This window comes from Mycolicibacterium anyangense, assembly GCF_010731855.1.
In the GTDB taxonomy this organism is placed as follows: domain Bacteria; phylum Actinomycetota; class Actinomycetes; order Mycobacteriales; family Mycobacteriaceae; genus Mycobacterium; species Mycobacterium anyangense.
On the sequence record NZ_AP022620.1, the window covers coordinates 1,628,709 to 1,655,347 of the forward strand.

The 26,639-nt window shown below is 66.6% G+C and carries 23 protein-coding genes; 9 read left to right on the plus strand and 14 right to left on the minus strand.

From position 1 onward, the window contains the following. Window positions 1-2: 2 nt before the first annotated feature. Genes G6N35_RS07720 through G6N35_RS07740 form a run of 5 tightly spaced genes read right to left on the minus strand, consistent with a single transcriptional unit; the run spans window position 3 to window position 6,136 of the window. Entirely contained in the window at window positions 3-1,583 is a 1,581-nt protein-coding gene (locus G6N35_RS07720; RefSeq protein ID WP_163803725.1) for an ABC transporter substrate-binding protein, read from the minus strand. Then, entirely contained in the window at window positions 1,580-2,251 is a 672-nt protein-coding gene (locus tag G6N35_RS07725; protein WP_163803726.1) for a cysteine hydrolase family protein, read from the minus strand. Before G6N35_RS07725 ends, G6N35_RS07720 begins: the two co-directional genes overlap by 4 nt. Further along, window positions 2,252-3,256: an ABC transporter permease gene (locus tag G6N35_RS07730; RefSeq protein WP_163803727.1), complete on the minus strand. Its 1,005-nt coding sequence runs from the start codon at window positions 3,254-3,256 to the stop codon at window positions 2,252-2,254. A gap of 10 nt (window positions 3,257-3,266) precedes the next feature. Then, window positions 3,267-4,136 carry an ABC transporter permease gene (locus G6N35_RS07735; RefSeq protein ID WP_163803728.1) on the minus strand — a complete coding sequence of 290 codons (870 nt, stop codon included), beginning with the start codon at window positions 4,134-4,136 and terminating at the stop codon, window positions 3,267-3,269. Then, window positions 4,136-6,136: a dipeptide ABC transporter ATP-binding protein gene (locus tag G6N35_RS07740; RefSeq protein WP_163803729.1), complete on the minus strand. Its 2,001-nt coding sequence runs from the start codon at window positions 6,134-6,136 to the stop codon at window positions 4,136-4,138. Before G6N35_RS07740 ends, G6N35_RS07735 begins: the two co-directional genes overlap by 1 nt. 222 nt (window positions 6,137-6,358) lie before the next feature. Between G6N35_RS07740 and G6N35_RS07745 the strand changes: the two genes are divergently transcribed. The 5 genes from G6N35_RS07745 (at window position 6,359) to G6N35_RS07765 (ending at window position 11,988) form a co-directional block, all read left to right on the plus strand. Beyond that, entirely contained in the window at window positions 6,359-7,054 is a 696-nt protein-coding gene (locus G6N35_RS07745; protein WP_163803730.1) for a TetR/AcrR family transcriptional regulator, read from the plus strand. Window positions 7,055-7,081: 27 nt separating this feature from the next. Further along, window positions 7,082-8,545 carry a serine/threonine-protein kinase gene (locus G6N35_RS07750; protein WP_163803731.1) on the plus strand — a complete coding sequence of 488 codons (1,464 nt, stop codon included), beginning with the start codon at window positions 7,082-7,084 and terminating at the stop codon, window positions 8,543-8,545. Window positions 8,546-8,552: 7 nt separating this feature from the next. After that, the gene (locus G6N35_RS07755) at window positions 8,553-10,043 is read left to right on the plus strand and encodes a cryptochrome/photolyase family protein (RefSeq protein ID WP_246224245.1); all 1,491 of its coding nucleotides are present in this window, start codon (window positions 8,553-8,555) and stop codon (window positions 10,041-10,043) included. A 244-nt stretch (window positions 10,044-10,287) separates the two neighbouring features. After that, window positions 10,288-11,370 carry a hypothetical protein gene (locus G6N35_RS07760; protein WP_163803733.1) on the plus strand — a complete coding sequence of 361 codons (1,083 nt, stop codon included), beginning with the start codon at window positions 10,288-10,290 and terminating at the stop codon, window positions 11,368-11,370. 207 nt (window positions 11,371-11,577) lie between these two features. After that, a complete protein-coding gene (locus G6N35_RS07765; RefSeq protein ID WP_163803734.1) occupies window positions 11,578-11,988 on the plus strand; it encodes a hypothetical protein in 411 nt (136 codons plus the stop codon). Here the strand turns inward: G6N35_RS07765 and G6N35_RS07770 are convergent. The 6 genes from G6N35_RS07770 to G6N35_RS07800 all read right to left on the minus strand — a co-directional run bounded on the left by G6N35_RS07770 (window position 11,966) and on the right by G6N35_RS07800 (window position 18,513). Then, a complete protein-coding gene (locus G6N35_RS07770) occupies window positions 11,966-13,303 on the minus strand; it encodes an NAD(P)/FAD-dependent oxidoreductase (RefSeq protein ID WP_163803735.1) in 1,338 nt (445 codons plus the stop codon). The genes G6N35_RS07765 and G6N35_RS07770 overlap by 23 nt on opposite strands. Before the next feature lie 711 nt (window positions 13,304-14,014). Beyond that, window positions 14,015-15,196, minus strand: coding sequence for a phosphatase PAP2 family protein (locus G6N35_RS07780; protein WP_163803736.1), 1,182 nt, complete (start codon window positions 15,194-15,196; stop codon window positions 14,015-14,017). Window positions 15,197-15,286: 90 nt separating this feature from the next. Next, entirely contained in the window at window positions 15,287-15,850 is a 564-nt protein-coding gene (locus G6N35_RS07785; RefSeq protein WP_163803737.1) for a hypothetical protein, read from the minus strand. Window positions 15,851-15,929: 79 nt separating this feature from the next. Further along, on the minus strand, window positions 15,930-16,505 hold the full coding sequence (locus G6N35_RS07790) for a TetR-like C-terminal domain-containing protein (RefSeq protein ID WP_246224246.1): 576 nt from the start codon (window positions 16,503-16,505) through the stop codon (window positions 15,930-15,932). 124 nt (window positions 16,506-16,629) lie between these two features. Next, entirely contained in the window at window positions 16,630-17,061 is a 432-nt protein-coding gene (dtd, locus tag G6N35_RS07795) for a D-aminoacyl-tRNA deacylase (protein ID WP_163803738.1), read from the minus strand. 18 nt (window positions 17,062-17,079) lie between these two features. Continuing rightward, on the minus strand, window positions 17,080-18,513 hold the full coding sequence (locus G6N35_RS07800; protein WP_163803739.1) for an aldehyde dehydrogenase family protein: 1,434 nt from the start codon (window positions 18,511-18,513) through the stop codon (window positions 17,080-17,082). A gap of 133 nt (window positions 18,514-18,646) precedes the next feature. Between G6N35_RS07800 and G6N35_RS07805 the strand changes: the two genes are divergently transcribed. Continuing rightward, complete coding sequence (locus G6N35_RS07805; protein WP_163803740.1) at window positions 18,647-19,555, plus strand: enoyl-CoA hydratase; 909 nt, start codon at window positions 18,647-18,649, stop codon at window positions 19,553-19,555. 358 nt (window positions 19,556-19,913) lie between these two features. Beyond that, on the plus strand, window positions 19,914-20,480 hold the full coding sequence (locus tag G6N35_RS07810) for a C40 family peptidase (RefSeq protein ID WP_163803741.1): 567 nt from the start codon (window positions 19,914-19,916) through the stop codon (window positions 20,478-20,480). An 11-nt stretch (window positions 20,481-20,491) separates the two neighbouring features. On the opposite strand, the gene G6N35_RS07815 is transcribed toward G6N35_RS07810, so the two are convergent. Next, on the minus strand, window positions 20,492-21,691 hold the full coding sequence (locus G6N35_RS07815) for an MCE family protein (protein WP_163803742.1): 1,200 nt from the start codon (window positions 21,689-21,691) through the stop codon (window positions 20,492-20,494). Between the two features lie 474 nt (window positions 21,692-22,165). Between G6N35_RS07815 and aceA the strand changes: the two genes are divergently transcribed. Further along, on the plus strand, window positions 22,166-24,457 hold the full coding sequence (aceA, locus tag G6N35_RS27065; RefSeq protein ID WP_163803743.1) for an isocitrate lyase ICL2: 2,292 nt from the start codon (window positions 22,166-22,168) through the stop codon (window positions 24,455-24,457). Window positions 24,458-24,512: 55 nt separating this feature from the next. Next, window positions 24,513-25,259: a DUF1295 domain-containing protein gene (locus G6N35_RS07825; RefSeq protein WP_246224247.1), complete on the plus strand. Its 747-nt coding sequence runs from the start codon at window positions 24,513-24,515 to the stop codon at window positions 25,257-25,259. Window positions 25,260-25,262: 3 nt separating this feature from the next. Here G6N35_RS07825 and G6N35_RS07830 read toward each other — a convergent pair whose 3' ends face one another. Together G6N35_RS07830 and G6N35_RS07835 are read right to left on the minus strand one after the other, a co-directional pair. Beyond that, the gene (locus tag G6N35_RS07830) at window positions 25,263-26,006 is read right to left on the minus strand and encodes an HNH endonuclease family protein (RefSeq protein WP_163803744.1); all 744 of its coding nucleotides are present in this window, start codon (window positions 26,004-26,006) and stop codon (window positions 25,263-25,265) included. Then, window positions 25,993-26,625, minus strand: coding sequence for a TetR/AcrR family transcriptional regulator (locus tag G6N35_RS07835; protein ID WP_163803745.1), 633 nt, complete (start codon window positions 26,623-26,625; stop codon window positions 25,993-25,995). The genes G6N35_RS07830 and G6N35_RS07835 overlap by 14 nt, the downstream gene beginning before the upstream one ends. Between the last annotated feature and the right edge of the window lie 14 nt (window positions 26,626-26,639).

The window sequence follows — 26,639 nt, forward strand, 5'->3', positions numbered from 1 at the left end:
ACCTACCCGACCGACAGTGCGGACAGCCGCAGCGTGTTCGGGTCGGTCACCACGTGAGCCTGCTCGACGCCCTTCAGCCACGGCTGCGCGACCATGAAGTCGTTGACGTTGGCGACGTTGAGCCAGCAGCCCGTCTTGACGGCTTCCTCACCGGCCGTGGAGAAGTCGGCGTCGTCACCGGTGGGCAGACCCTTGGCCAATGCCGCGGTGACCGCCGGCGCCGAGCAGCCGAAGAAGTTCAGGCCGCCGTCGGCATCCCAGGAGATGTGGCCCCAGGTGTAGGGCGACGGGGCGTCCGGCCACCCGAGGTAGGTCATGATCTCCGGTGCGGATTGGCCGTCCGTGCCCACCCAGCCGTAGATCTCCGATGTGGGGTAGGCCTGAACCTTGGCGTTCAATCCCGCTGCGGCCAACTGAGTCTGGATCAGGTTGCTGATCAGCTGGTTGTCCGGGTTGCTCGAGTCATAACCGATGGTGACCGACTTCTGGTCGGCCGGCAGGCTTGCGGCGATCCCGCTCAGCACCGACGGATCGTGGGTCACCGACTGCTTGCCAAACTCGGGGGCCATCATGTTGGCCGGGTAGACCTGGTCGGCCTTCTTGCCGCGGCCGAAGTAGGTCTGCTTGACCAATTCGTCGACGTCGATGGCCTGCATCACCGCGTTGCGGTTCTTGGCGTCGGTCATCATGCCCTTTTTGGGGTTGATGTAGACGAAGTTCGACATCATGGTCGGCAGCGAGTAGTTCGCGAACGACTTGTTGTCGAGGTAGGACTGCACCGCCGAGGACGGCAGGTCATGCAGGATCGCGGCCAGCTGGCCATTGTTGAACTGGAGCTGCTGTGCCGAGACGTCGGTGATCACCGGGAGCTCGACCTTCTCGAAGTAGGGCTTGGTGCCCCAGTAGTCCGGGAAGGAGGTGAGTTCGTATTTGGAGCCCACTTCGGCCGCGGTCAGGGTGAAGGGCCCGGTACCCAGATCATGGGTAGTCAGGTAGCCCTGCGCGTGGTCAGTGCCCGCGTTCTTCTGCAGGCCTTCCGGGCTGAGCATCCGCGGACCATAGGGGCAAGCCAGGTAGTCCAGGAACGCCGAGTTCGGCGCCTTGAGGGTGATGGTGACACCGTAATCACCCTGTGTGGTCACCGAATCCACGTCGGAGACCATGTAGGCGGGACCCTGGTTCACCGCTGCCCGCCGGTCGAACGAGGCCTTGACGGCCGCCGAGGTGAACGGGGTGCCGTCGTGGAACTTGACGCCCTCACGCAGCTTGAAGGTGAACACCTTGTTGTCGGGCGAGGCCGTCCACTCGGTGGCGAGCAGCGGCTGCAGCTCGGCCTTGTCGGTGCCGGCCTTGTACTGCAGCAGGCCCTCGTAGGTATTGGTGGTCAGGATCAGACCCTGGCCGGCGTAGTAGATGTCCGGATCCGGCGGCTGGCCCGGATCCTGCAGGAACGACAGATGCAGCACCTTGTCGGTCGGGGCCGCGTTCGGTGTGCTGCTGCCACCGGAATTCGATCCGCCACAAGCGGTGAGGGCCAGCGCTGCGGTCGCGCCGATCGCGACCAGCGTGCTCAGTTTCTTCATCGGGCGGCTCCTTCGAGTACCGGGGTGGTCAAAGAGGTGCCGGAGCCGCTCTGGCGGCGACATCCGGTAAAAGCGTCGAGGATTTCGTCGGTGGTGCGCACCGCGCCGGTCTGCAGGTATTCCATGGCATCCAGCGCGGCTTCGTGGCGGTACTCCGATGAGCCGCCGACACAATCGGAGACCACCCGCACGTGGAAGTCACGCTGGTGGGCGTCGGCGAAGGTGTAGTGCACGCACACGTCGGTCAACCCGCCGATCAGGATCAGTGTGTCGGCCTTCAGACCGGACAGCACGATCTCGAACTCGGTTCCGATGAAGCCGGAGTAACGGCGCTTGACGATATGGAATTCGTGATTGGGGCCGTTGAAATCGGGCAACAGCTCGGGGTGCAGCGGGGTGCCCGGCCGACCGTCGATGCAGTGCGGTCCCTCGACACCGTCGAGTTCGCGGCCGAAGTCGATGCCGTTCGCGCGATGAACTTCCTGGAAGAACACAATCGGGATGGTCGCGGCGCGCGCGGCGGCGATCAGTTGCCGCGCCCGGTCGATGCGGTCGGCATATCCGGCCATGTGCGGGATGCCCACCTCCTCGACGGGCATATCGCCGCTCTCTTGCATATCGACGACGACCAAGACCGGATTGCCCACTATCAGTGGTTGTTTCGGCACCTATCCTCCTGTCACTGCGATACGGGGGTCTGCGGCGGCCTGGAGCAGGTCCACGGCCGTATTGATGAACACATAGAGCGCGCCGAGCATCAGGGTCACGCCCGCGATGGCCGGGAAGTCGGCGACCGGGATGCTCTGGGCGATGTACTGGCCGATCCCCGGCCAGCCGAACACCTGCTCGACGACCAGGACACCGGAGAACATCAGGCCCACCTGCAGGCCCGTCATCGACAATGCCGATCCGACACAGTTACGCAGCACGTGCCCGGCCACGATCCGGCTCTCCGGCAATCCCTTGGCCCGCGCGGTGCGGGCGTAGTCGCTGTCCATGTCGGTCAACAGGCTCGAGCGCAGCACCCGGCCGATCGCCACGGCCGGACCGAGTGCGATCACGAATGCGGGCAGGATCAGGTGGTGGAGGGCATCGAAGACCACGTCCAGCCGGCCGGCCAGCAGGCCGTCGACGGTGAGCAGGCCCGTCGGCCCGGTAGGGGGATTGCTGATCCCGGTGCGACCGTTGGCCGGGACCCAGCCGAGCTTCTGGTAGAAGACGATCAGCCCGACAATGCCGAGCAGGAACATCGGCGCCGAGGCACCGGTGAACAGGACGGCGCGCAACACTGCCGAACCGCGCCACTTCAGGGTGGTGCTGAAGGCCAGCAGCACGGCCAGCAGCAGTGCGACACCCATTCCGTAGAGCGCGAGTTCCAGGGTGGCCGGGAAGAACGACCCCAGATCGGATGCCACCGGATGCCGTGTGCGGTAGGACGTTCCGAGATCACCACGTACCGCTGCGGTGAGGTAGTGCCAGAACTGGGTGGTGATCGGGTCGTTGAGACCGAGTGCCTCGCGACGGGCAGCCACCGCCGATGCCGACGCCTGCGCGCCCATCTGGGCCTTGATCGGATCCAGCGGTGAGATCTTCTGCAGCACGAACATCACCGCGGTCAGTGCGACCAGGATCGCCGCGGTCGCGGCCAGCCGGGACGCTATGAAGGTTCGCATCGCCGCCCTCCTAGTTCGTCTTCATCAGGTTGCGCAGGCTGTCGCCGGCGACGTTGCCGATCAGCGCCAGGACCAGGACCCCGAGACCGGGCATCACCGGAACCCACCACTGCTGCAGGAAGTAGCTCAGGTTGCGCGCGGCGTCGGCACCCAGCTCCGGTGCCGGCGCCGACTGCCCCAGGCCCAGGAACGACAGCGCCGCCAGGGTCAGGATCAACGTGCCGACGTCGAGGCTGGCGGCCACGAGTGCGTTGGGGACCGCGCCGGGCAGCAGGTGCCTCAGCGCCAGCCGTACCCGGCCGACGCCGGAGAGCCGGGCCGCCTCCACGTGCGGGCGGGCCTTGAGGCGGGCGATCTCGCCGCGCACCAGCCGGGCGTAGAACGGCCACCACACGATCGACACCGCGATCAGGGTGTGCACGAAGCCCGGCCCGAGGGCCGCGACGACCGCGATCGCCAACACCGGTGCTGGCAGGGACAGGAACCCGTCGGTGATGCGCATGAGCGTGGCGTCGATCCATCCGCCCGCCGCACCTGCGATGAGCCCGACCAGCCCGCCGATGAACAGGCCGACGGCGACGACCACCAGGGCGGCCAGCCAGCTGGACCGCACGCCGTAGAGGACGCGGCTGAGGATGTCACGTCCCACGCTGTCGGTGCCGAGCAGGAAGCCGCCCTTGCCGGGGGCCTGCAGGGGCATCCCGACCGGGACCAACGGATCGTGCGGGGCCAGCACCGGCACGGCGACCGCCACCAGGGTGACCAGGAAGATCAGTGACAGTCCGAGCCAATTGACAATGACAGCACGATCTTTGGGCAGCGCGGAAAGCCTGCTCTGCCGGCTGCGTAGCAATGCTGGCGCGGGTATCGCGACGGCCATCAGCGTGCCTTTCGTTCGATACAGGCGACCTGGTGCGGACTTCCCGGGATGCCCTCCAGCCGGACGTCGAGGGCAGCGTCGGCACAGGCGTCGATGGCGATGGGGCAGCGCGGGTGGAAGGCGCATCCGGTCGGCGGCGAGAGCGGGCTGGCCGGTTCCCCGGACAGCACGCGGCAGTCGCGGCCCAGGTCCGGGATCGCGTCGACCAGCGCCTGCGTGTAGGGGTGGGTCGGGTTGCCGATGACTTGGTCGGCGGGCCCGATCTCGACGATGCGCCCCAGGTACATGACGGCAATCCGGTCGGCCACCACCCGGGCTACCGACAGGTCGTGGGTCACGAAGACCACCGACATGTCGAGGCTGCGCCGCAGGTCACCGATGAGGTTGAGCACCGAGGCGGCCAGCGATACGTCCAGGGCACTGGTGGGCTCGTCGCACAACAGCACCTGTGGCGGGATCACCGTCGCCCGGGCCAGCGAAACCCGTTGGCGCTGACCGCCGGAGAGCTGCGCTGCCCGGGACTTGGCGACCTCCTGCGGAAGGCCGACGCGGTCCAGCACATCGGCGACGGCCTGCTTGCGCTCACTGCGCGACATCGACGTGGCGCGCAACCGCTCGCCGATCAGCTCGCCGACCGACAGCCACGGCGTCAGTGATGCGCCGGCGTCCTGGAAGACCATTTGCGGCCGTTGACCACCGGCCAGTTCGACCTCACCCTCGGTGGGGGTGTCCAGTCCGGCGATGATGCGCAATAGGGTGGACTTCCCCGAGCCGCTCTCCCCCACCAGCGCGACCGATTCGCCGTGCTCCACCGTCAGCGACACCCCGCGCAGGGCCTGCAACTTGCTCTGCTGCGACGCGGACCGGTCCAGCCAGCGCCGCCGCACGGTGAAGGCCTTGGTCACGCTTTTGGCCGCAACGGCCGGGGGTTGATCCGACGTGACGTCGCTGTCCGCGAAAGGTTCACCCAGAGAGCCGATCTCGGCTTCGAGCAGGGTGCGCATCTCCGGTGGCGCGATCAGGCATGCGCTGACCCGCCCGGTGCCGACCTCGACGGGTTCCGGCGGAGTCGTCGAGCAGTCTGGACGGGCGAGTACGCAACGCGGCACGAAGGCACAGCCCGGCAGCGGCGCAGTCGGGCTGGGAACCTGTCCGGCCATCGCGGTCAGCCGGTGGTCACGTGAAGTCTCCAGGGTGAGCCGTGACCGTAGCAGACCGTAGGTGTAGGGATGCGCGGGGGCTTCGAGAACCTGTGCGGTGGAGCCGATCTCGGCGATGCGTCCGGCGTACAGCACGGCGATGCGATCGGAGATCTGGGCGGCCACCCCGAGGTCGTGGGTGATCAGCACGATGCTACAGCCGATCTCGCTGCGCAGGCGTTGCAACAACGCGAGCACCTGCGCCTGCACCGTCACGTCCAGTGCGGTGGTCGGTTCGTCGGCGATGATGAGTTCCGGGTTACCCGCCACCGCGATGGCGATCATCACCCGCTGGCGCAGACCACCGGACAGTTCGTGCGGATATGCCCGCATCCGACGCTCCGGCTCTGGGATGCCAACGGCAGTAAGTAATTTCAGTGCTTCATCGGAACTGCCGGCGACTTCCTCGACCTGCTTGCCGATCCGCATGGTCGGATTCAGCGACGTCATCGGATCCTGGAACACCGCGCCGAGATCCAGCCGCCGGACCTTGCGCAACTGTTTGGCCTCGCCGGTGATCATATCGGTGCCGCAGACCCGGACACTTCCGGTGACAGCGGCCTTCGTGCCGAGCAGGCCCAGCATGCTGAAGCCCAGCACGCTCTTACCGGAGCCGGATTCGCCTACCAGCCCGATGATTTCGCCGGCCCCGATCTGCAACGACACCCCGCGCAGCGCGTGGACGTCCTTGCCGGACCGCCGGAACGTGACGTGGAGGTCGTCCACCACCGCCACCGCGGCGCCGTCGCCGGGCACGGCCGCCACGTCCGCCGGTAGAGCGACGCTTGCGGTACTCGCCATCACTAGTTTGCTCCTGTGAGGGTGAGAGGTTCACGGTGGCCGTCCTCGACGATGAGGCACCAGCCTGTCGATTGACAGTTTTGCGGTACCGATGTCGTGGTTGGTGTCGCTGGCGTAACCAATACTTATCGCGACGTAACCGATAGGTATCGCACGTTTCTGTCGTGTGACAGAAACGCTCCAGATCTGTTTTTGCCTGGTGGGGTGGGTCACCATCGAGCCATGGCGACACCGCGGGCGGGCCGCCCCCGCCTGACCGAACAGCGCAGGCCGGGCACGACCGCAAGAGACGAGATCCTGGACGCGGCGGGGGAACTGTTCACCACACGCGGCTATGCCAGCACATCCACCCGAGCCATCGCCGAGGCTGTCGGCATCCGGCAGGCCTCGCTCTACCACTACTTCAAGACCAAGGATGAACTGCTCTCGGCGTTGCTTCACCAGACCGTGACGCCGACGCTGTGCTTCCTGGCCGACCTGCGCGCGACGGACCCGGTCCTGTCGCCAACCCAATGCCTGCACGCCCTGGCCGCCTACGACGGCGCCCAGTTACTGACCTCGCGGTGGAATCTGGGCGCGCTGTACCTGCTCCCGGAGCTGCGGGAAGCCCGACTGGCCACGTTCTGGACCGAGCGGGAGCGGTTGCGCCTGGGCTATCTGGACCTGAGCCGGGCGATCCTGGCCACCACCGGTATCCACGACGCCGCCGCCGATCTTCCGTTCCGCCTGGTCGAGTCGCTGGTCAACATGTGGTCGGGTCAACCTCGACTCGACTGCCGGGGCCTGCCGGAACACGTCGCCGACGCCAGCCTGCGCGTGCTCGGCGTCGCCGAGGACACGGTGGCGGGGCTGCGCGAGGACACCCGCGAGCGGTTGCGCCGCTATGCGGACAACGCGCAGCTGGAGAGTGTCGGCTGAACCATTCCTCGCCCGTAGGATCGGTTCATGCCGTTGGCCGAGGGCGAGACGTTCGCCGGCTACACCATCCTGCGGTTGCTGGGCGTGGGGGGAATGGGCGAGGTCTACCTCGCGCAGCACCCCAGACTGCCCCGCCGGGATGCACTGAAGGTCCTGCCCGCCTCGGTCAGTACCGATGCCGAATTCCGGGCCCGCTTCGAGCGTGAGGCCGATATGGCGGCCACCCTCTGGCACCCCAACATCGTCGCGGTACACGATCGCGGTGAGGTCGACGGCCAACTGTGGATCGCCATGGACTACGTCGATGGCACGGATGCCGCCCAGCTGCTGCGCAGTCACCCGACCGGACTGCCTCAGCGCGATGTGCTCAACATCGTCACCGCCGTCGCCGAGGCCCTGGACTACGCCCACCAACGGCACCTGTTGCATCGTGACGTCAAGCCCGCCAACATCCTGCTGACCCATGCAGAGTCAGGCGATCAGCGAATCATGCTGGCGGACTTCGGCATTGCCCGCTGGGAGAACGAGTCCAGCGGATTGACGCAGACCAACATGACGGTCGGCACGGTGTCGTATGCCGCCCCGGAGCAGCTGATGGGCCGTGATCTCGACGGCCGGGCCGATCAGTACGCGCTGGCTGCCACCGCCTATCACCTGCTGACCGGATCGCCGCCGTTCGCGCACTCCAACCCGGCCGTGGTCATCAGTCAGCACCTCAGCGCCGCGCCACCCAGCCTGGCCGAGCGCCGTCCCGAACTGGCCACGCTGGATCCCGCGCTGCGCAAGGCGATGTCGAAGGATCCTGCGCAGCGCTTCGACCGGTGCGTCGACTTCGCCCGGGCGCTGGGACATCACATCACTACTCCGCTGTCCGGCGATCTCGGTCTCGATCCGGAGGCCACCCACCTCACGCCGATCGGCGACGCCGCCCCGACCGGCGCCGAACCGGTGCACCCCGCGGGCCGATGGTGGACACGACCGCGGGTTCTGCTCCCGGCGCTGCTCGCGCTGCTGCTGATCGTCGCGGTGGCGTTCGTCGCCGGACGGTTCCGCGGTGAAGACGTCATGAGCAGCGACCTGCGCAGCTCGACGACACTGAGCACCGCCGGCAGTAGCCCCGTGCCGGCTCCCCCGCCGGCCACCACCACACCGACGGACACGGTCACGCCGACGACGGCGGTGACCGACACCGACACCGACACTGTGACCGTCGACCAGGCACCGCCCGCCGTCATCGGCGCACGGTGCGGGGAACCGGGTGCCACCGGCACCACGGCCGACGGCGCCACGGTGTACTGCAGTCAGCTGCAGTACACCAACCGCTATCTGTGGTCGGTCCATCAGAACGAGATCCCCAACCCGATCCTCCCTGCGGCCCCCAGCGCGGCACCCCCCTCGGAGGATGAATCCCCGGTGCGCATCTGCATGTCCGAGACAGGCCACAGCAGGCTGCGATGCGCCGAGGAAATCCTGCGCGGCAACGGCGGCTAGGTCCCCGGTGCGCTCCGCCGACGACGACGCCCCGCTGTGGCTGTTCGCCGACCAGCTCGGGCCCGAGGTCTACGGCGGCCACCACGCGCACCGGCCGGTGCTGCTGGTGGAAGCTACCTCCGCGCTGCGCCGGCGCCGGTTCCACCGCCAGAAGCTGCATCTGGTGCTTTCAGCGCTGCGCCACGCGGCCGCCGACCTCGGCGATCGAGCCACCCTGATCCGGGCCGACAACTACACCCAGGCGCTCCGCGAGTACGGGCGCCCGGTCCTCGTCCACGAGCCGACGTCCTTCGCCGCCGCCGATTTCGTCGAACGCCTTCGCCGTGAAGGCCTGGTGGCCGACGTACTGCCTACGCCGACATTCGCGTTGCCCCGCAAGGATTTCCGGGTGTGGGCCGGACAGCGAAAACGGTTCCGCATGGAGGACTTCTACCGCGAGCAGCGGCGCCGGTTCGACATCCTGATGGACGGGGCCGACCCAGTGGGCGGGCGGTGGAACTACGACACCGAGAACCGGGAGTCTCCGCCCAAAGGCCGCAACTCCCTCGACGTCGCGGCACCGTACCGGCCTCGTGAGGACGATATCGACGTCGCGGTGCGCCGGGATCTGGACGCCATGGGCCTCGACACCATCGGCAAGGACGGCCCCCGGCTGTTCCCGGTCACCCCGGCCGAGGCTCGTCGGGCACTGACCAGGTTCGTCGACGAACGGCTTCCGCTGTTCGGCCGCTACGAGGACGCCATGATGGGCGGCGATTGGGCGATGGCTCACTCACTGCTGTCGGTTCCGCTGAATCTGGGCGTCCTGCACCCGCTGGAGGCGGTGCACGCCGCCGAGCAGGCCTATCGCCGGGGCACGGCACCGCTGGCCGCGGCCGAAGGGTTCATCCGCCAGATCCTGGGGTGGCGCGAATACATGTGGCATCTCTACTGGCATTTCGGTCCGGACTACCTGGGCAACAACCGGCTCGATGCGCATACCCCGCTGCCGCGGTGGTGGGCCGAGCTGGACGCCGATGCGGTGTCGGCGGAATGCCTGAAGCAGGCGATGGCCGGGGTCCGCGACCGCGGGTGGGCTCACCACATCCAGCGGTTGATGGTGCTGGGCAACCACGCGGTGGAGCGCGGATACCGCCCGCGCGAGCTCAGTGACTGGTTCGCCACGGCGTTCGTCGACGGCTTCGCGTGGGTGATGCCCACGAACGTCATCGGGATGAGCCAGCACGCCGATGGCGGTCTGCTCGCCACCAAGCCGTACGCCTCCGGCGGGGCCTACATCAACCGGATGAGTGATCACTGTGCACACTGCCGGTTCGACCCGAAGAAACGCCTGGGCGAGGATGCCTGCCCGTTCACGGCCGGCTACTGGGCCTTCGTGCACCGCCACCAGGATCTACTGGCAGCCAACATGCGAACCGCACGATCGATCTCGGCGATGCGCAGGCTCGCTGACCTGGATGCCGTGCTCGAGCAGGAACGGCACCGAGACGCATTTTGAGGCGCTGGAAAGAACTTTTGCTACCAGAGTTGGTCCACGTCGAGTGATCTGCGCGTCAACCGGCTTCAGGATCTGGCCAGCTCGGCAACATCGGGTCGTGAACTGGCGCTTCCAGAAAACAGACGAGGAGTCGGAAATCCCCAGGTTCAGCCTCTGGTGACAAGAAACTTTGCTGTGATACCACAGCCTCAGCGCATTCTCAGGTAAGTTCATACCGACCGCCGAAACTCCCAGAAGGACAAGCATGCAGATTTCGTTACGTTCGCAGCTCATCGCGGGAGTCGCGGTGGTGGGCGCCAGTGCCATCGCGATCACTCCGATCACACAGCCGAATGTCATCCCCACGGTGCACGCCCCGGCTATCCAGAACGTGGCCTTCGACAATCCCTTCATCGTGTTCGGCCCGGTCCTGGAGCACACTGTCTACGACATCTCCTCACTGATCTCCGGTCCGGTCGCCGATCCGCTGCCGATCCTGCGGACGTTCGCGGTCAACCAGATCGGCAATGCCACCAACTTGCTGACCGCCGCAGGCGCGCTCGGAGTCGGGCTGGGCGCCTCATTGTGGAATGTCCCTGGTGGCGTCGTCACCGCGACCGCCGAGCTTCTCAAGGGCGACGTCCAGGGCGCCATCACAGCGCTACAGACCGCACTGATCGAACCGATCGCCGTCGAACTGACCGACTTCACGATCCCGAAGATCACCGCGGTCGTGAACCAGACCATCCAAAACCTCACAGCGCTGGTGAACGTCGTGCCGTCGCAAGTGCTGGGCATCATCAACGCCACCGTGAACGCGGTCAGCGCGACCATCCAGGCAACCATCGCCACCGGCCAGCAGTTCGCGAACAATCTCCAGACCCTGAACCTCGAGGGGATGTGGAACTCGATCATCGACGGCACCCTCGGCACCACCGGCATCCTCGACACCCTGCGCGCCACCACGATCGGTGGCGGACCGAGCAGCATCAGTTCGGCCATCGGTTCGGCGATCAACAACATCAACGTGGCCATCGGCGGGCCCGCGACTCAACTGCCGCAGCCGTCGGCAGCGCTGACCAGCTCGAAGATCCGGGCGGCCGCGGCCACGACTCCCGCGCTCACGAGCGTTTCGGCCGCCGAGAGCGCCGGGGCCGCGGGCTCGAAGGGGTCCGGCTCGTCCGACAGCGGCACAGCCGGTGATGCCGCTGGAAGCACTACCAAGTCCAGTGCGACCGGCGGCAGCCGCCGTGCAGCGAATGCCGCCACCACCGCGACCACGGCCAAGCCGGCCACGAGCGCGGCCGCGCCCAAGAAGGACACCGGGTCGTCACACTCGGCTGAATAGCCGCAGCGTTCAGGTGCCCCTCCGCTGGGAGGGGCACCTGACTTTTCGGCGGGATGAAACGTTCGGGCGAGGTTGCGACGATAGATCCCCCAGGAGGACCCACGAGGGCCCGCCGAGGGCGTCGCGCATCACTGTGAGCCTGCTTTCAGGTTTTTCACAGGTGTCACAACTGCGCTATGTTCGACCGGAGACACAGACGGAGGTTCCGTGAAGAAGCTCATCCTCGGTGCTGCCGGTGCGGTTGCGGCGGCGTCGGCAGCCGCGGCCCTCGGCATGGGATCCAGCAGCGCCGACCCCAATGCGGGCGGCACGCTCAACGTCCTCGGCGAGCCCTACTACAAGGCGGTCGCCATCTTGCACGCCCAGGGTGTCTCGACGGTATTCGGCGGTTCGGTCGGCAGCGACGTTCCGCAGGCCAAGTGCGTGGTTCAAACCCAGAAGTATCTGGCCAGCGGCAAGATGCAGTTGATGCTGAACTGCACCAAGGCCGCGCAGCCCGATCAGCCTGCCGCGACGTCAGTGGCCACCGCGCCGACCGACAGCACCCAGGACGGCGGCAGCCGCCCGACACCCGGCGCTCCCGGCGTCGTCACGGTCACCCCGACCCAGGTGGGCTAATTGCCTTGTCGGCCGTCGGCATCGGAATACCTTCGCTGGCGCTGAACTGCGCGTCCTCTTGGGTCGACAAGCCCATCGAGACCACCGTGCGCGTGAACAGCACGTCGGTCAGGTAGGCCAGCCCCACCGCCCAACGGTTGACGGCCCTGGGCATGGCGTACAGGTGATACGAACGGGTGACCAGCTTCGCGGGATACCCCGACAGGTGGATGTTGAGCGGATTGGCCACGGCGTAGTGCGGTCCCAGGTCGACCACCAAGCCCATATTGCGGTGCCGGTAGTCCTTGGGACTGCCATACCCCAGGCTCGCCGCGACATTGCGGGCCAGTACCTTTCCCTGCCGGGTCGCATGCTGCGCGGTGGGTGGAGTGATCGCGCCCGGCCGCGTCAGGTCGGGCACCGCGGCGGCATCACCGGCCGCGAAGACGTCGGAATGGCCGGGAACCTGCAGCCGCGCATCGACTTTCAGTCTGCCCTTCTCTGTCGGCAAGCCCAGCGTCTGGATCAGCGGCGCTGCGGTCACCCCCGTCACCCAGGCGACCGTTCGGGTATCCACCCGTGAATCATCGCTGAGCACAACGTGATCGGCGTGCACTTCCTTCAACGTCGCGCCTAGCCGCACGTCGATACCGCGGTCGCGCAGCACACCCATGGCAGCGGCGCCCAGCTTCGGCCCCACCTCGGGCATCACCTGCTCGGCAAGGTCGAGCAGCAGGAAACGCACCGCCCCTGCATCGAATCCGCTCTGCTGGGCTGCCGCATCCGCCAGCGCCCGCAACTGGGCGATCAACTCCGTCCCGGAATAGGAGGCGCCGACCACCACCACCGTGCGCCGCCCGGCCGCCACCGCAGGATCCTCGTCGAGCGTCGCCAGTTCGAGCTGCTCGAGGACATGGTCGCGCAGATACAGCGCTTCGGCGGTCGACTTCAACCCACGGGCGTGGGTGGCCAGTCCGGGGATGTCGAACAGCCGGGTCACCGATCCCGGCGTCAAGACCAGCCGATCCCAGCCCAGCCCGTGCCGGCGTTCCTCGGGATCGGTGTAGACCAGCGTGCGCCCAGCCAGATCGGCCTTCTCGACGCGCCCGCGGATCGCCCGTACGCCGGGCAGGGTGCCGGCCAGCGGGATCGTGACGAAGCGTGCATCGACCAGGCCGCCCGCCACATCGGGCAGCAGTGGGGTGTACAGCATGTAGTCGACCGGCGAGATGATCGTCACCTCGACGCCGGCCGTTCTGCGCCGCAGGTCGCGTGCCAGGCGCCTGGCGCATTCGAAGCCGGTGAACCCACTGCCGACGATCACCACAGAAGTCATCGAGCGCTCGGGTACCCGCGCCCCCACATCACAAACGTCGGTGACGGTTGCGCCGTGCCGGCGCCGCCGAGCAGGATGGACAGCCTTATGGCGCGATCGCTCGGTCCTACCCGCCGGGATCTTCTGCGGCCGCTGGACATGCTGTCGTCGGTGTGGGCATCGGCCGCAACGCCGGTGAGTTCGGGTGCGGCGCTGGCCTATCGGACACTGTTCGTCACGGTCAAGCGGCTGGTCGTGGGCCGCACCCTCACCGTCCGCCTGGACAGCGGCGACCTCACGCTGACCATCACCGAATTCGACTCCCGACTCGACGTGCGCCGGCTGGCGGTCGGGCAACTCAACGACGTCCGAGTCACCGCCAGTGACATCGGTTGGAAACAAAGACATTTCGATGATGCGCGACTGATCCTACGCAACGTGCACGTGCGACCCGGTGTCCCGCCGATGCTGGTGGCCGCGCCGGTGGAGATCACTGCTCAGATGTCCTCGCAGGCCCTGACCGACCTGCTGGGATCGACCTTTCCTCGGGTTACCGGGCACATCGGGGAGGACGGCGTAGCACGGCTGGCGTGGGCACGCCGGCCGGGGTTGGCGTGGATCGAAGTCGACGTCCGTGTCGAGGGCGCGACGCTGCTTGCGCACCCCCGGGCGGTCCACGTCGGCAGACGGCGCTGGCGCCTGCCGATGCGGGTTCCGGCCTACCCGGTGGTCTTACCGGATCTGGGCAGCGGACTGATGCTGACCGACCTGCACCTCGGCTCCGGCACGGTAACTCTGTCCGGCAGCATGCCCGAGTGGCGCGCGGAGGTACCCCGAGCCCGAGTTGAAGATGTCCTCAACCAGCTCGGGGCGGTCGGCCGACCGGTGAATCTGTCCCGGCGGTGCCGCGATTGACCGCCGTTCGAGGCGCCGGATCGCCAGCACCACGGTGGCCGCCAGCGCCCACCCGAGGAGGATGTCGACGACGTAATGCTCGGCGGAATACACCAGCGCGAAAGCCATGATCAGCACGTAGGCCGCCAGGACGGGCCGCCACCAGCGGCTGACTCGGCCCCACAGGAACGCCGCGATCATGACGGAGAGGCCGGCGTGCAGGGATGGGATGGCGGCGACCAGATTCACGCTGGCCTGCCCCTCGTCGAGGAGCGCTCGGGCCACATCGAGGTGCAGGGTGTTGAATCCGCGGGTCGAAATCCGTTCCACCCAGTCCCGCGCCCCGTCGTGCGTTGCGCCGACCCGTCCCAGCAGACCGCCATCGGCGGCGGGACCGGGCCGGAACATGCACGGCGGAGCCGATGGCCCGCCGGACACCTCGGTCGACTGACAACGTGCCGCCGCCCAGGGCGGCGCCGCGGGTACCAGGGCATAGATCGCGAGCGCGGCGAACGACAGCATCACGAACCGTCGCACGAAGGCTTTCCACACGTCGCGGTCGCGCAGCCACAATGCGCCGGCCACCACGTACGGCAGGATGAAGAACGACATGTAGACCGTGCTGACCACCACTTCCCACCACGGCGGAGCGGGCATCTTCAGGTGTTCCTGCAGCCACACCGTCGGTACCGCACCGAAGAACATCCGCCGATCCACCTCGGGCTGCCAGGCCCACTGGGTGGGCGTGCCGATGAGATCGGCCGCTCCCCTGCTCACGTCGTAGACCACCAGGACCACCGCGAAGGGCAACCAGTCCCGGATCACCATGAGGATCCGGCGCCGCCCGATGCTCGCCGCCAGCAGACCGGTGCAGACGTAGAGCAGGATCAGCTCTCGGTTGAACGCCAGACCTGTTGTCGCAGTGCGAAAGACGACTGCCACAACCCAGACCGCGATAGCCAGACGGCGAAGCACCATCAGCCGACGGTCTCGAAGATCAGCGATCTGGGTGGCGATCATCAGGTACCAGCTAAGCGGGTCACCGCCCTCGATTACCCGGATTCGCGAAACTCGCCGTTTGCCGGAGCTCACCGGTCCCGGTGCGTGACGTCAGTTGCCATCCCAGGCCGAAGCCACCGCCTCGGCGACGTCGATGACCTTCGCCTGCTGGGTTCCCGGGCTGTCGATCTCGTCGGCGACGTAGGCCGCGACGAAACGCCGGATCTCGGTGTCGACGCCGGCCACCAGGCGCAGGATCTCCCCGCGAACCGACGTGGAAGTGACATGCACGGCGATGTCGGACGGCCTGGGCTTGGCGACGTCGATGACGAGCAACAGCGGTTCGGCGGCTCTGGCGGTCGCGCGCAGCGCGATATCGCCGTCGACGGTGAACCGCTGCTTGTCCACCCGCAGATCGACGACCAGTTCGATGACCAATGGGATGCGAATGCCGAAGGTGATGGTGTCACCGACATTGCGCCGCACGATCGGCTGCTGGATGCGCACCTTTGCCGAGACCTTGGCCAGTCCGGCCGGCCCTTGCGCCATCGGGCCCATCTCGAACTCGCCACCGGCGATCTCGGCAAGTGCGGCTGCCACCCGTTCCTCGGTCACCGCGACATCGAAGAATCGGCGGCCGAATTCCTCGTAGGTGACGAAGTTGTGGGTGTGCATAGGGCTCTACGTTCTCACGCCCGATGTCGATGCAAGAACGCGGACCGGTAACAGTTCGGTCGTCGTCGCTGCGCCCCGGTCAGGCCTTGATCGCGTGCCAGGTCAGATCGGCGATGGACTGCCAGTACGCGTCCTCGATCGGTTCGCAGGTGTAGAGCGCGCGGATGTTCAGCGGAGCGATGATCAGCTGCATCGCGGCCAGCGGGTCCACGCCCACGCGCAATTCACCACGATCGGCCGCACGATCGGTGATCACCCGGGTCGCGTTGAACCGCTGCTTCCAGAGCTCCATGCGGGTGTCATCGGTGAAGGCGGCCCGGTCGTCGACCACCATCGCCCGCATCAGACTGCGGCCGAGCTCGGTGTTCACCTGACGGACCACAGCCGCGGCCAGTGCCTGCAAGTCGGTGCGCAACGATCCCGTGTCGGGTGGATCGAGCAGTTCCTCGCTCCAGCTGAGCAATGCGTCCAGCGCCAGCCGGCGTCCGCCTTGCCAGTATCGCGCCACCACACTCTCGTCGATCCCGTGCCGGGCGCACATCGTGGCGACGCTGAACCGCTCCAGCCCCCACCGGGTCAGCTCGTCGAAGCTGGCGGCGAGCACCCGGATCCGGAGTGCCTCCGGCACATCCGGATCCACGAATTCTGACCGCATAGGTTCACGCTCCCGCCCCGTCTGCTATACAACCACGTACCCTGATACCCCGTACCGAATTCACCGAAACGGCTGTCGCGCTAGGTAATCCACCCAAGGATCCAACGGGCAAGGCCGGGCGGGTTCAGAGTTCCAGCAGTACCGTGACGGGCCCGTCGTTGATCAGCTCCACCTGCATGTCCGCACCGAATCGCCCGGTCTGCACCTCGGCGCCCAGCGTCCGCAACCCGGCGACAAACGCGTCCACCAGCGGTTGGGCCACCGAACCCGGGGCCGCGGCATTCCAGGTCGGCCTGCGTCCCTTGGCGGTGTTGGCGTACAAGGTGAACTGGCTGATCGCCAAGACCGGCGCACCCACGTCGGCGGCGGCCTTCTCTTCGTCCAGAATCCTTAATTTCCAGAGCTTCTCAGCCATCCGCACGGCGATGTCCACGGTGTCTGTGTGGGTGACGCCTACCAACGCCAGCAGACCCTGACCGGCCGGCCGGATCGCGCCGACCACCTCACCGTCCACCGACACCGACGCCGACGTGACCCGCTGCACCAGCACCCGCATGGGCGCCGATGCTAATCCCTACTCCGAATCGGCTGGCGCGTAGCCCAGGATGGCTTTGGTCTCGAGGAAGTCAGCGAAACCCTCTTCGCCCCATTCGCGGCCGTTACCACTGGTCTTGTAGCCGCCGAACGGCGCCGTGATGTCGAAGGCGTGGTTGATGCTCACCGCACCGGCGCGGATCCGCCTGGCCAGCGCGCGCGCCTGCTGCAAGTCCGCACCCGAGACATACCCGTAGAGGCCGTAGTCGGTGTCGTTGCCGATCTCGACGGCCTGGTCGAGATCGTCGTAACCAAGGATGCACAGCACCGGCCCGAAGATCTCCTCTCGGGCGATGGTCATGTCGTTGTCGACGTCGGCGAACACCGTCGGGCGCACGTAGTAACCGGTGGTCAGCCCCTCCGGTCGGCCGGGGCCACCGGCGACCACCGTCGCACCTTCGGCGATGCCCTTCTCGATCAGCCCCTGCACCTTGTCGAATTGCACGCGGGAGGCAACGGGCCCGATGGCCGAGCTGTCCGCCAGGTCGCCGACCTTGACCGCCTCAGCGGTCGCCTTGGCGACGGCCAGAGCTTCGTCCATCCGGGTGTTGGGCACCAGCATCCGCGACGGCGCGTTACAGCTCTGCCCGGAGTTCATCATCATCACCGCGACACCGGCGGCCACGCTCTGCGCGAATGCCTCGTCGTCGAGCACGATGTTCGGGCTCTTGCCACCCAGTTCCTGACTGACCCGCTTCACGGTCGGTGCGGCATTGCGGGCCACCTCGATGCCGGCCCTCGTCGAGCCCGTGAACGACACCATGTCGATGCCGGGGTGGGTGGACAGCGCAGCACCCACGCCCGGACCGTCGCCGAAGACCATGTTGTAGACACCCGCGGGAACCCCTGCGGCATCGAGGATCTCGGTGAATATCTGGCCGGAAAACGGCGCCACCTCGGATGGCTTGAGCACCATGGTGCACCCGGCGGCGAGCGCCGGGAACACCTTGCAAGCGATCTGGTTGATCGGCCAGTTCCACGGCGTGATCAACCCACACACCCCGACCGGTTCCTTGACCACCACGGTCTGACCACGCGGCTGCTCGAAGCTGAAGTTCTTCAGGACGTCGATCGCGGTGGACAGATGACCCAGGCCCATCATCACCTGCGGGCCCTTGGCCAGTGCCGGCGGGGCGCCCATCTCTTCGTGGACCGCTTCGGCGAGGTCGGCGACACGCTTCTGATACTGCTCGAGGATCGCCGCAAGCACATCGAGTCGTTCTTCCTTGGAGCTGATCGACCAGGCGGCCAAGGCGTTGCGGGCCGCTTCGACCGCCGTGTCCACATCGACACTGGAACCCAGCGCGATCCGTCCGCCGGCCTGTTCGGTGGTGGGGTTGTCGACGTCGAGGGTGCGCAGCTCGGCCGGGTCCACCCAGCGGCCGTCGATGTAGAACTTCAGATAGTCACGCATGGGGTCATCCTGTCACCGCGCGCGTTTGTGCTGTGCGCCTTTGCCATACCCGTCAAAAATCGGTCGGACATCGTTGTCGTCCGTAGCCGACCCGGCTCGGGTAACAACATTCTCGTCCGCATAGAATGCCTATATGCCACAGGATCCACGCTTCGTCACCTATGAAGAGCTCGACGAGGGCCGCATCGTCCGGATCATGCTCAACCGCCCCGAGGCTCGTAATGCGCAGAACCGCGGCCTCCTGGTCGAGTTGAACGAGGCGTTCTTGCGCGCCGAGGCCGACGACCAGGTGCGGGTCGTCATCCTCGGTGGACTTGGCCCGATGTTTTCGTCCGGGCATGACCTCGGCTCGGCGGCCCATCGCGCCGAATACACCCCCGGCCCCGACCAGCACCCCAGCTATCAGGTCAACGGGGGTACCCGGGAGGGCGCCGAGAAGATGATGCTGCAGGAGTGGCACCACTTTTTCGCCAATACCCGACGCTGGCGGGATCTACGCAAGATCACCATCGCCCAGGTTCACGGTGACGTCTATGCCGCTGCTCTCATGCTGATGTGGGCCTGTGATCTGATCATCGCCGCGGAGAACACTCGGTTCGCCGACGTCGTCGGCACGCGGCTGGGCATGTGCGGCGTCGAATACTTCGCGCACCCTTGGGAATTCGGGCCGCGTAAGACCAAGGAGCTGATGCTCACCGGCGACGCGCTGACCGTGGATGAGGCCTACCAGCTAGGCATGGTGTCCAAGGTGTTCCCCGAAGCCGAACTCGAAGAGAAGACAGTGCAATTCGCCCGCCGCATCGCCGAGGTACCGACCATGGCCGCGCTGCTGGCCAAGGAGGCGGTGAACCAATCGGTGGACAACATGGGGTTCTACAACGCACTCAACGCCTGCTTCACCCTTCATCAGCTCAACCACTCGCATTGGGCGCAGCTGCACGACGGTTACCCGGCCGCCCTGGAGGAAGACGGCGTTCCCAATTGGCGCACCGCACCGCCGATTGTGCCGTCGCTCAAGGATCAGGTGCGCGCGCAGGACTGAAGCGCCGGCTCGCTCTGAAGTCTGGCCCCAAGATCACGGCGGAACCTCGGATCACGTTGACTTAATCGATTAAGAGGTATCGGGAACGTCACGCGTTCAGCTGAATTTCGTTGCTGGCAGCGGGCGAGTTGACATCGGCGTCATCACCCTACCCAGTGCAAACCTTCAGTTGATCCGCGGTTCAGAGCTCCCAAACCTGTTGCATACCACGATAATTCGATTATCGCGCAAACCATGCGCAGCCGATCATGTTCGCAGTTATCGCGTTTTTCCCGCTGTGCGCCATGGTAATTCACGAAACGTGATGGAAACCACAGGGTTTTGCCGCAGCCGAAAACATGTTGTTACGTTCGGACGCATGTTTGGAATCGCGACCGCGTCGTTGCTGGCCCTGATCAATCAGGTGTCGGGAACGCCGTACATCCCCGGCGGAGACAGTCCCGCCGGTACCGACTGCTCCGGGCTGGCCTCATGGGTGTCCAACGTGGCCACTGGCAGGCCCGCGTTCGGCAGCCGGTTTCACACCGCAAATGAAGAAGCCGCCCTGCTTGCCCGTGGGTTCCACTACGGCACGGCACCCAACTCCCTGGTGATCGGCTGGAACAGCGGCCACACCGCAGTCACCCTGCCCGACGGCACCCCGGTTTCCAGCGGTGAAGGCGGCGGTGTGCGCATCGGTGGTGGTGGGGCCTATCAGAAGCAGTTCACCCACCACATGTATCTGCCGATGCCCGCCCAGGAAATGCAGACCGACCCGGCCGCACCGGCGCCGGATGCCCCGCCGGCACCGGCAGGCCCCGACGTCGTCGGTGTCAGCGATGCTCCGCCGCCCCCGCCTGCCGAGGATCTGCCGCCGGCGCCCGGCGTCGTCCCGGTCGGCAATGCCACACCACTGCCCGATGGCACCGCGGGGATGCCCGCCTGACCCAAGCAGCCTTACGGGTTGATGGTGTTCTCCCCCACCTGACGGCCCCAGACGTATTCGGTCAGCAACGGCTGGCCTAGCTCGAAGTGGTTGTACGGAGCAAGTGAAGCTCCGTCGTCGACGACGAGATACGGAGCGGGCCAGAAGTTTCGGTCGATCTTCTGCCAGCATCCGGGAGCGCCACCCGGACCACCCCGCCCGTTGGTGCGCGGCAGGTTGTCCGGGTAGACGTACGGGTTGGCCGCGCCGAGGAACTCGGTGACCGTGCTCAACGAGTATCCGTTGCCGCCGAAGGCATCCAGGGCATCCGGCAGGGCCTGGGCGATGTTGCGGATACCGCACAGGATCGCCGGGCTGTACGTGTCCAGCAGCCGGGTGCTGGGCACCAGGTCAGCCGCCGCGCGCACGAGGTACGGGCTGGCGCGCTCGACGATGTCGCCGCCGGTGTTGCCGAACCCGATCGATGCCAGCAGCGCGGCGTCGATGTCGGACTGCTGGCCATTGAGCGAGCGGGCGGTGGTGACCGCGTGCTCTAACCCATCCCACAGATCCGGGCTGGCCTTGGTGTAGACATCGGCAAGACTGGCCAACCGCTGAATGTCGTAGCGAATCTGGGGCATCTGCGGGTTGACGTCGTCGAGGACGGCATTGCCGTTGACGATCGAGCGACCGAACTTCGTGCCCAGCCCGCTGAGGGCCTCCGCGGTGGCCGACAAGGTCAGGTTGAGCGCAATCGGGTCGACCTTCTCCGAGATCGAGGTGACCGTTTCGAACAGCGTGTTGAACTCGGTGGTCACCGAGGTGGCATCGATGACGTCGGCACTGCTGATCCGCGCCGCCGACGGGTCTTTGGGCGCGCTCAGCGCAACGTACTTGTTGCCGAACACCGTGCTGGCCTTGATGTCGGCGCGCACGTTGGCCGGGATGGCGGGCACATAGTGCGAGTCGACGTCCAAGGTCACCCGCGCCACCGACCTGCCGTCGCGGTCGATCGACGACACCGTGCCGACCCGCCCGATCACCACCCCGTTGTAGGTCACCTTCGAACCCGACTCCATGACCAGACCGGCCCGGTCGGACACCATGGTCAGCAGGGTGCGCGGCAACAGGTCACCGCGGAACTGCAGATAGATCAGAGTCAGGACCAGCGCCACCACTAGCACCGTCACCAGCCCGGCCGTCTTGAGTGGCGGGCGATCGGCGAAGCTCATCGCGATGTCCACCCAGGACCAGTGCCGCGCATCCCGCCTCCTTCCCCGACCCGAATTGCGATTCGGCACCGCTGCGCTGTCGTATGACAGTGAGGCGGACCACAGGAATGTACCCGAGCCGGTAATTTGCGTGAAGCGCATTCGCGCAATTCGCCGCACTTTGGCCAGCACTTTATTTGTAGCCATCACGTCAATTCGACTCAGCTACGTGAATGACCCTGATGCACAGCCTGTTTGCGGCGGCGACGGCTATATTGACGGGCACACGAATAAAATCTCGCAGGCGAATAAGCGGTTTGCCCCCGCTGGGCAACACGATTCGGTATCCGCGATCACGTGGCGGGTTCGACGGCGCGTGCGCCGCCGAGTGCGGCCAAAGCTACTCCAGTTGGCAGTGGAGTCGGGATAATCGATGGAGTCGCCAGGGCGACGATGCCTGCGCGGGAACCGGCTCAACGAGGAGCGTAGAAACTCATGTCCATCATCGAAGCGGACCCAGTGACCCCGTCGGGATTCGACGGGGAGGTCGCCGACACCCAGCGGTACTTCGACAGCCCACGATTCGACGGGATCACCCGGCTCTACACAGCCCGCCAGGTCGTGGAGCAGCGGGGCACCATCCCCGTCGACTACACGGTCGCCAGGGAGGCCTCGACCGCCTTCTACCAGCGGCTCAAGGAACTGTTCGCGCAGAAGAAGAGCATCACCACGTTTGGTCCATACTCGCCGGGCCAGGCGGTCACGATGAAGCGAATGGGCATCGAGGGCATCTACCTCGGCGGCTGGGCCACCTCGGCCAAGGGTTCGGTGACCGAGGATCCGGGACCCGACCTGGCGAGCTATCCGCTGAGCCAGGTTCCCGACGAGGCCGCCGGCCTAGTGCGGGCATTGCTGACCGCCGATCGCAACCAACACTTCCTTCGCCTGCAGATGACCGATGAACAGCGGGCGGCCACGCCGCCGGTCGACTACCGGCCCTTCATCATCGCCGACGCCGACACCGGCCACGGCGGAGATCCACACGTGCGCAACCTGATCCGGCGTTTCGTCGAGGCAGGGGTTTCCGGCTACCACATCGAGGACCAGCGGCCGGGTACCAAGAAGTGCGGCCACCAGGGCGGAAAGGTGCTGGTGCCATCCGATGAGCAGATCAAGCGGCTCAACACCGCACGCTTCCAGCTCGACATCATGCGGGTGCCCGGCATCATCGTGGCCCGCACCGACGCCGAAGCCGCCAACCTTGTCGAGAGCCGCTCCGACGAGCGCGACCAGCCGTTCCTGCTCGGGGCCACCAATTTGAAGATTCCGCCCTACAAGGCGTGTTTCCTGGCGATGGTGCGCCGTTTCTACGACTCCGGCGTCACCGAACTCAACGGTCATCTGCTCTATGCCCTGCCCGAGGGCGAATACGCACAGGCCGACGCCTGGCTGGACAAACACGGGATCGGCACCGCGGTCAGCGAGGCCGCGACGGCGTGGCTCGACGGCCGCAAGGGCTCGCTGGATGCGTTGTTCGACACGGTCGAGTCGAGGTTCGTCGAGGCCTGGCAGGACGACGCCGGTCTGGAAACCTATGGCGACGCCGTGGCCGAGTTGCTGAAGTTCCGCGAGAGCGAGGGCGAACCGCTCGACATGAGCGTCTCGGACTGGTCGGCATTCGCCAAGACCGCCTCGCTGTACGCCGCGCGGGAGAAGGCACGCGCCCTCGGCGTCGACGCCGCCTGGGACTGCGAGCGGGCCAAGACACCCGAGGGCTATTACCAGGTGCGCGGCGGCATCCCGTATGCCATCGCCAAATCGCTTGCCGCAGCGCCCTTTGCGGATCTGCTGTGGATGGAGACCAAGACCGCCGACCTGGCCGATGCCAAGGAGTTCGCCGACGCCATCCACGCCGTCTACCCGGACAAGATGCTGGCCTACAACCTGTCACCCTCGTTCAACTGGGACACCACCGGGATGAGCGATGAGCAGATGCGCGCCTTCCCCGAGGAAATCGGCAAGATGGGCTTCGTCTTCAACTTCATGACCTACGGCGGTCACCAGATCGACGGTGTGGCCGCCGAGGAGTTCGCCACCGCGCTGCGTCAGGACGGCATGCTGGCACTGGCCCGGTTGCAACGCAAGATGCGCCTCGTCGAATCTCCTTACCGCACACCGCAAACCCTGGTCGGCGGACCGCGCAGCGATGCCGCGCTGGCGGCCTCGTCCGGTCGTACCGCCACCACCAAGGCGATGGGTGCGGGCTCCACCCAGCACCAGCACCTGGTGCAGACCGAGGTGCCCAAGAAGCTGCTCGAGGACTGGCTGGCACTGTGGAGTGAGCACTACGACCTCGGCGAGAAGCTGCGGGTCAGCCTGCGGCCCCGCCGGGCCGGCTCCGATGTCCTGGAGCTGGGCATCTACGGCGCCGACGACGGCGAGAAGCTGGCCGACGTGGTCTTCGACCCGATCAAGGACCGGCATGGCCGCAGCATCCTGCAGGTGCGCGATCAGAACACCTACGCCGAGAAGCTGCGCCAGAAGCGGCTGATGACGGTGATCCACCTGTGGATGGTGCACCGGTTCAAGGCCGACGCCGTGTACTACGTGACGCCCACCGAGGACAACGTGTACCAGGCCGACAAGATGAAGGCGCACGGCATCTTCAGCGATGTGCACAAGGATGTCGGCGAGATCCTGGTGGCCGATGTCAACCAGGCCCGCATCGCCGAACTGCTGGAGCCCGACCGCGCCGCCCTCACCCGCTTGATCAACAAGGAGGACTGAGCTGTCCTGGGGCGCTGTCGGCGTCAACCTGCTGCTGTGTGCCCTGGTCGTCGCGGTGTACTTCGCCGCGATCATGGCGTTGTCGATCCGGGTGCGCAACCAGTCGATCGTCGACATCTTCTGGGGACCGGGGTTCGTCCTGGTGGCCGCGGTCAGCTACCTGGCCTCGCGGCACAGCGGAGGTGACGACGTCCGCCGGCTGGTGGTGCTGGCTCTGACGGCCATCTGGGGGCTGCGACTCGGGCTGCACATCGGCATCCGCAACGTCGGGCACGGCCAAGACCCGCGCTACGACGCGATCATGAGCCACCGCTCCGGGTCACTGGTGGGCTTCGTCGCCCGCAAGATCTACCTGCCTCAGGCGGTGATCCTGTTCATCGTGTCGCTACCGGTCCAGTTCGCGATGTACCAGCCCGCGGCCCTGGGAGTCGTTGGGACACTGGGCATTGCGGTGTGGGTTGTCGGCTTTGCGTTCGAGGCCCTGGGCGACTACCAGCTCACAAGGTTCAAGAAGGATCCGGCCAACGCCGGACAGATCATGGACCGTGGGCTGTGGGCGTGGACCCGGCACCCGAACTACTTCGGTGACGTGTGCGTCTGGGTCGGGCTGTGGTTGCTGACCCTCGGGCATCCGGCCGGATTCGGCACGGTGGTGTCGCCGCTGCTGATGGGCTTCTTTCTGGTCAAGGTCAGCGGAAAGGCGTTGCTGGAGAAGAACATGCGCCGAAGCCGCGGCCCGGCCTATGACGCCTACGTCGTACGAACGAGTGGATTCTTCCCGCGGCCGCCGCGGCGGTCGTGATCATCAGCAGCGGGCCAGCACATCGGACATGGCCTGCTTCTCCTTGGCCGACACCCACAGCCCGTAGGCGGTCTTGATCCCGACCTGGCGCGCCACGAAGTCGCAGCGGAACGCCTCGTTGGGCGGTAGCCATGACGCGGCGTCACGGAAGGCCTTGTCGAAGTTGGCTTTCGGGCTCACCGCGAGCAGGTTGCGTGGATCGTTGGCGAAGTCGAGCCGGCGCTGCGGATCCCAGCTGCGAGCGCCCTTGTACCAGGCATCGGCCAGCGCGACCACGTGGTCGATCTCGACCGCCTTGGACGTGTCGGGTCCGCGGACGAAGTCGATGACGGTGCCGGTGTAGGGGTCGCGCAGGACGCCACTCTGGGCGTAGCAGGTGCCGGGGCGCACGACCAGGTCGGCCAGGTCGCGGCGCAGGATGTCATCACGGGTGTTGCAGCCGTTGTGTCCGTACTCGACATTGACGTCGTCACTCCACGCCTGCCCGAACCGCCAACGCTGGAAGTCCTGGGTGCGGTCCCAGCCTTTGACCGGCAGGGCGGCGAGCTGGCCGCGGGCCTGGTCGAAGCCTGGGGTCGCGCCGGTCGCCGGCGGCGGTGGGGGCGACGGTGTCGCCGTCCACGTCGGTGATGGGCCGGACAGTCGCTTGTCAGCCTGATGGCGATCCCAGATCACCACCCCCAGGACGGCGCCGATCACCAAGACGGCGAGCACCAGAAACCCGCCGCGCCGGCTACGGGAGGTCACGGCCGTCGTCGAGGTAGGCCACAATGGCGTTGGTCAGCGCCCGGCGAGCCTCGTCGAGGTCGGCGTAGGTGCCCAGCTGTTTCTCCGAGGCGATGCCGCGCATCGCGCCGGGAATCAGGGTGGCGACCTCACGCACCCGCTGCGGGTCGACATGCAGATCGGCAAATGCCTTTTGGCAGGTCTCCAGCCAGCTTTGCCGCCAGGAGATCAGCTCGGCAGCGGTCTGCGGGTACAGGCGTTCCAATTCGGTGTTCGCACTGGGCAATACGGCACGCAGATTCTCGATCGCGCGCGAGTCGCGGTTGGTCAACCCTGCATAGAGCGTGTCGATGATCCGAGACACCCGCTCGCGCAGACTCGCCGGGCGGTCGGGCGGGGTGAAGATGTTGGCCCGCCGGTCCGCGGTGTGGCGCAGCACCGCGGCCCAAAATCCGTCGGTGTCACCGAACTGGTACTGGACGGTGCCCCACGTCGCGCCGATCTCCTTGGCGATGCGGTTGGCCGACACCGCGCTCGGGTCCCCGGACGCCAACGCGGTCAAGGCCGCCTCGAGCAGGTTCTCGCGCGTGGCCGAACCCCGCCGGTTCGGCCTTCGTCGCGCGCTGTCCGCTTCCGCCACCCCTGGATGGTAGC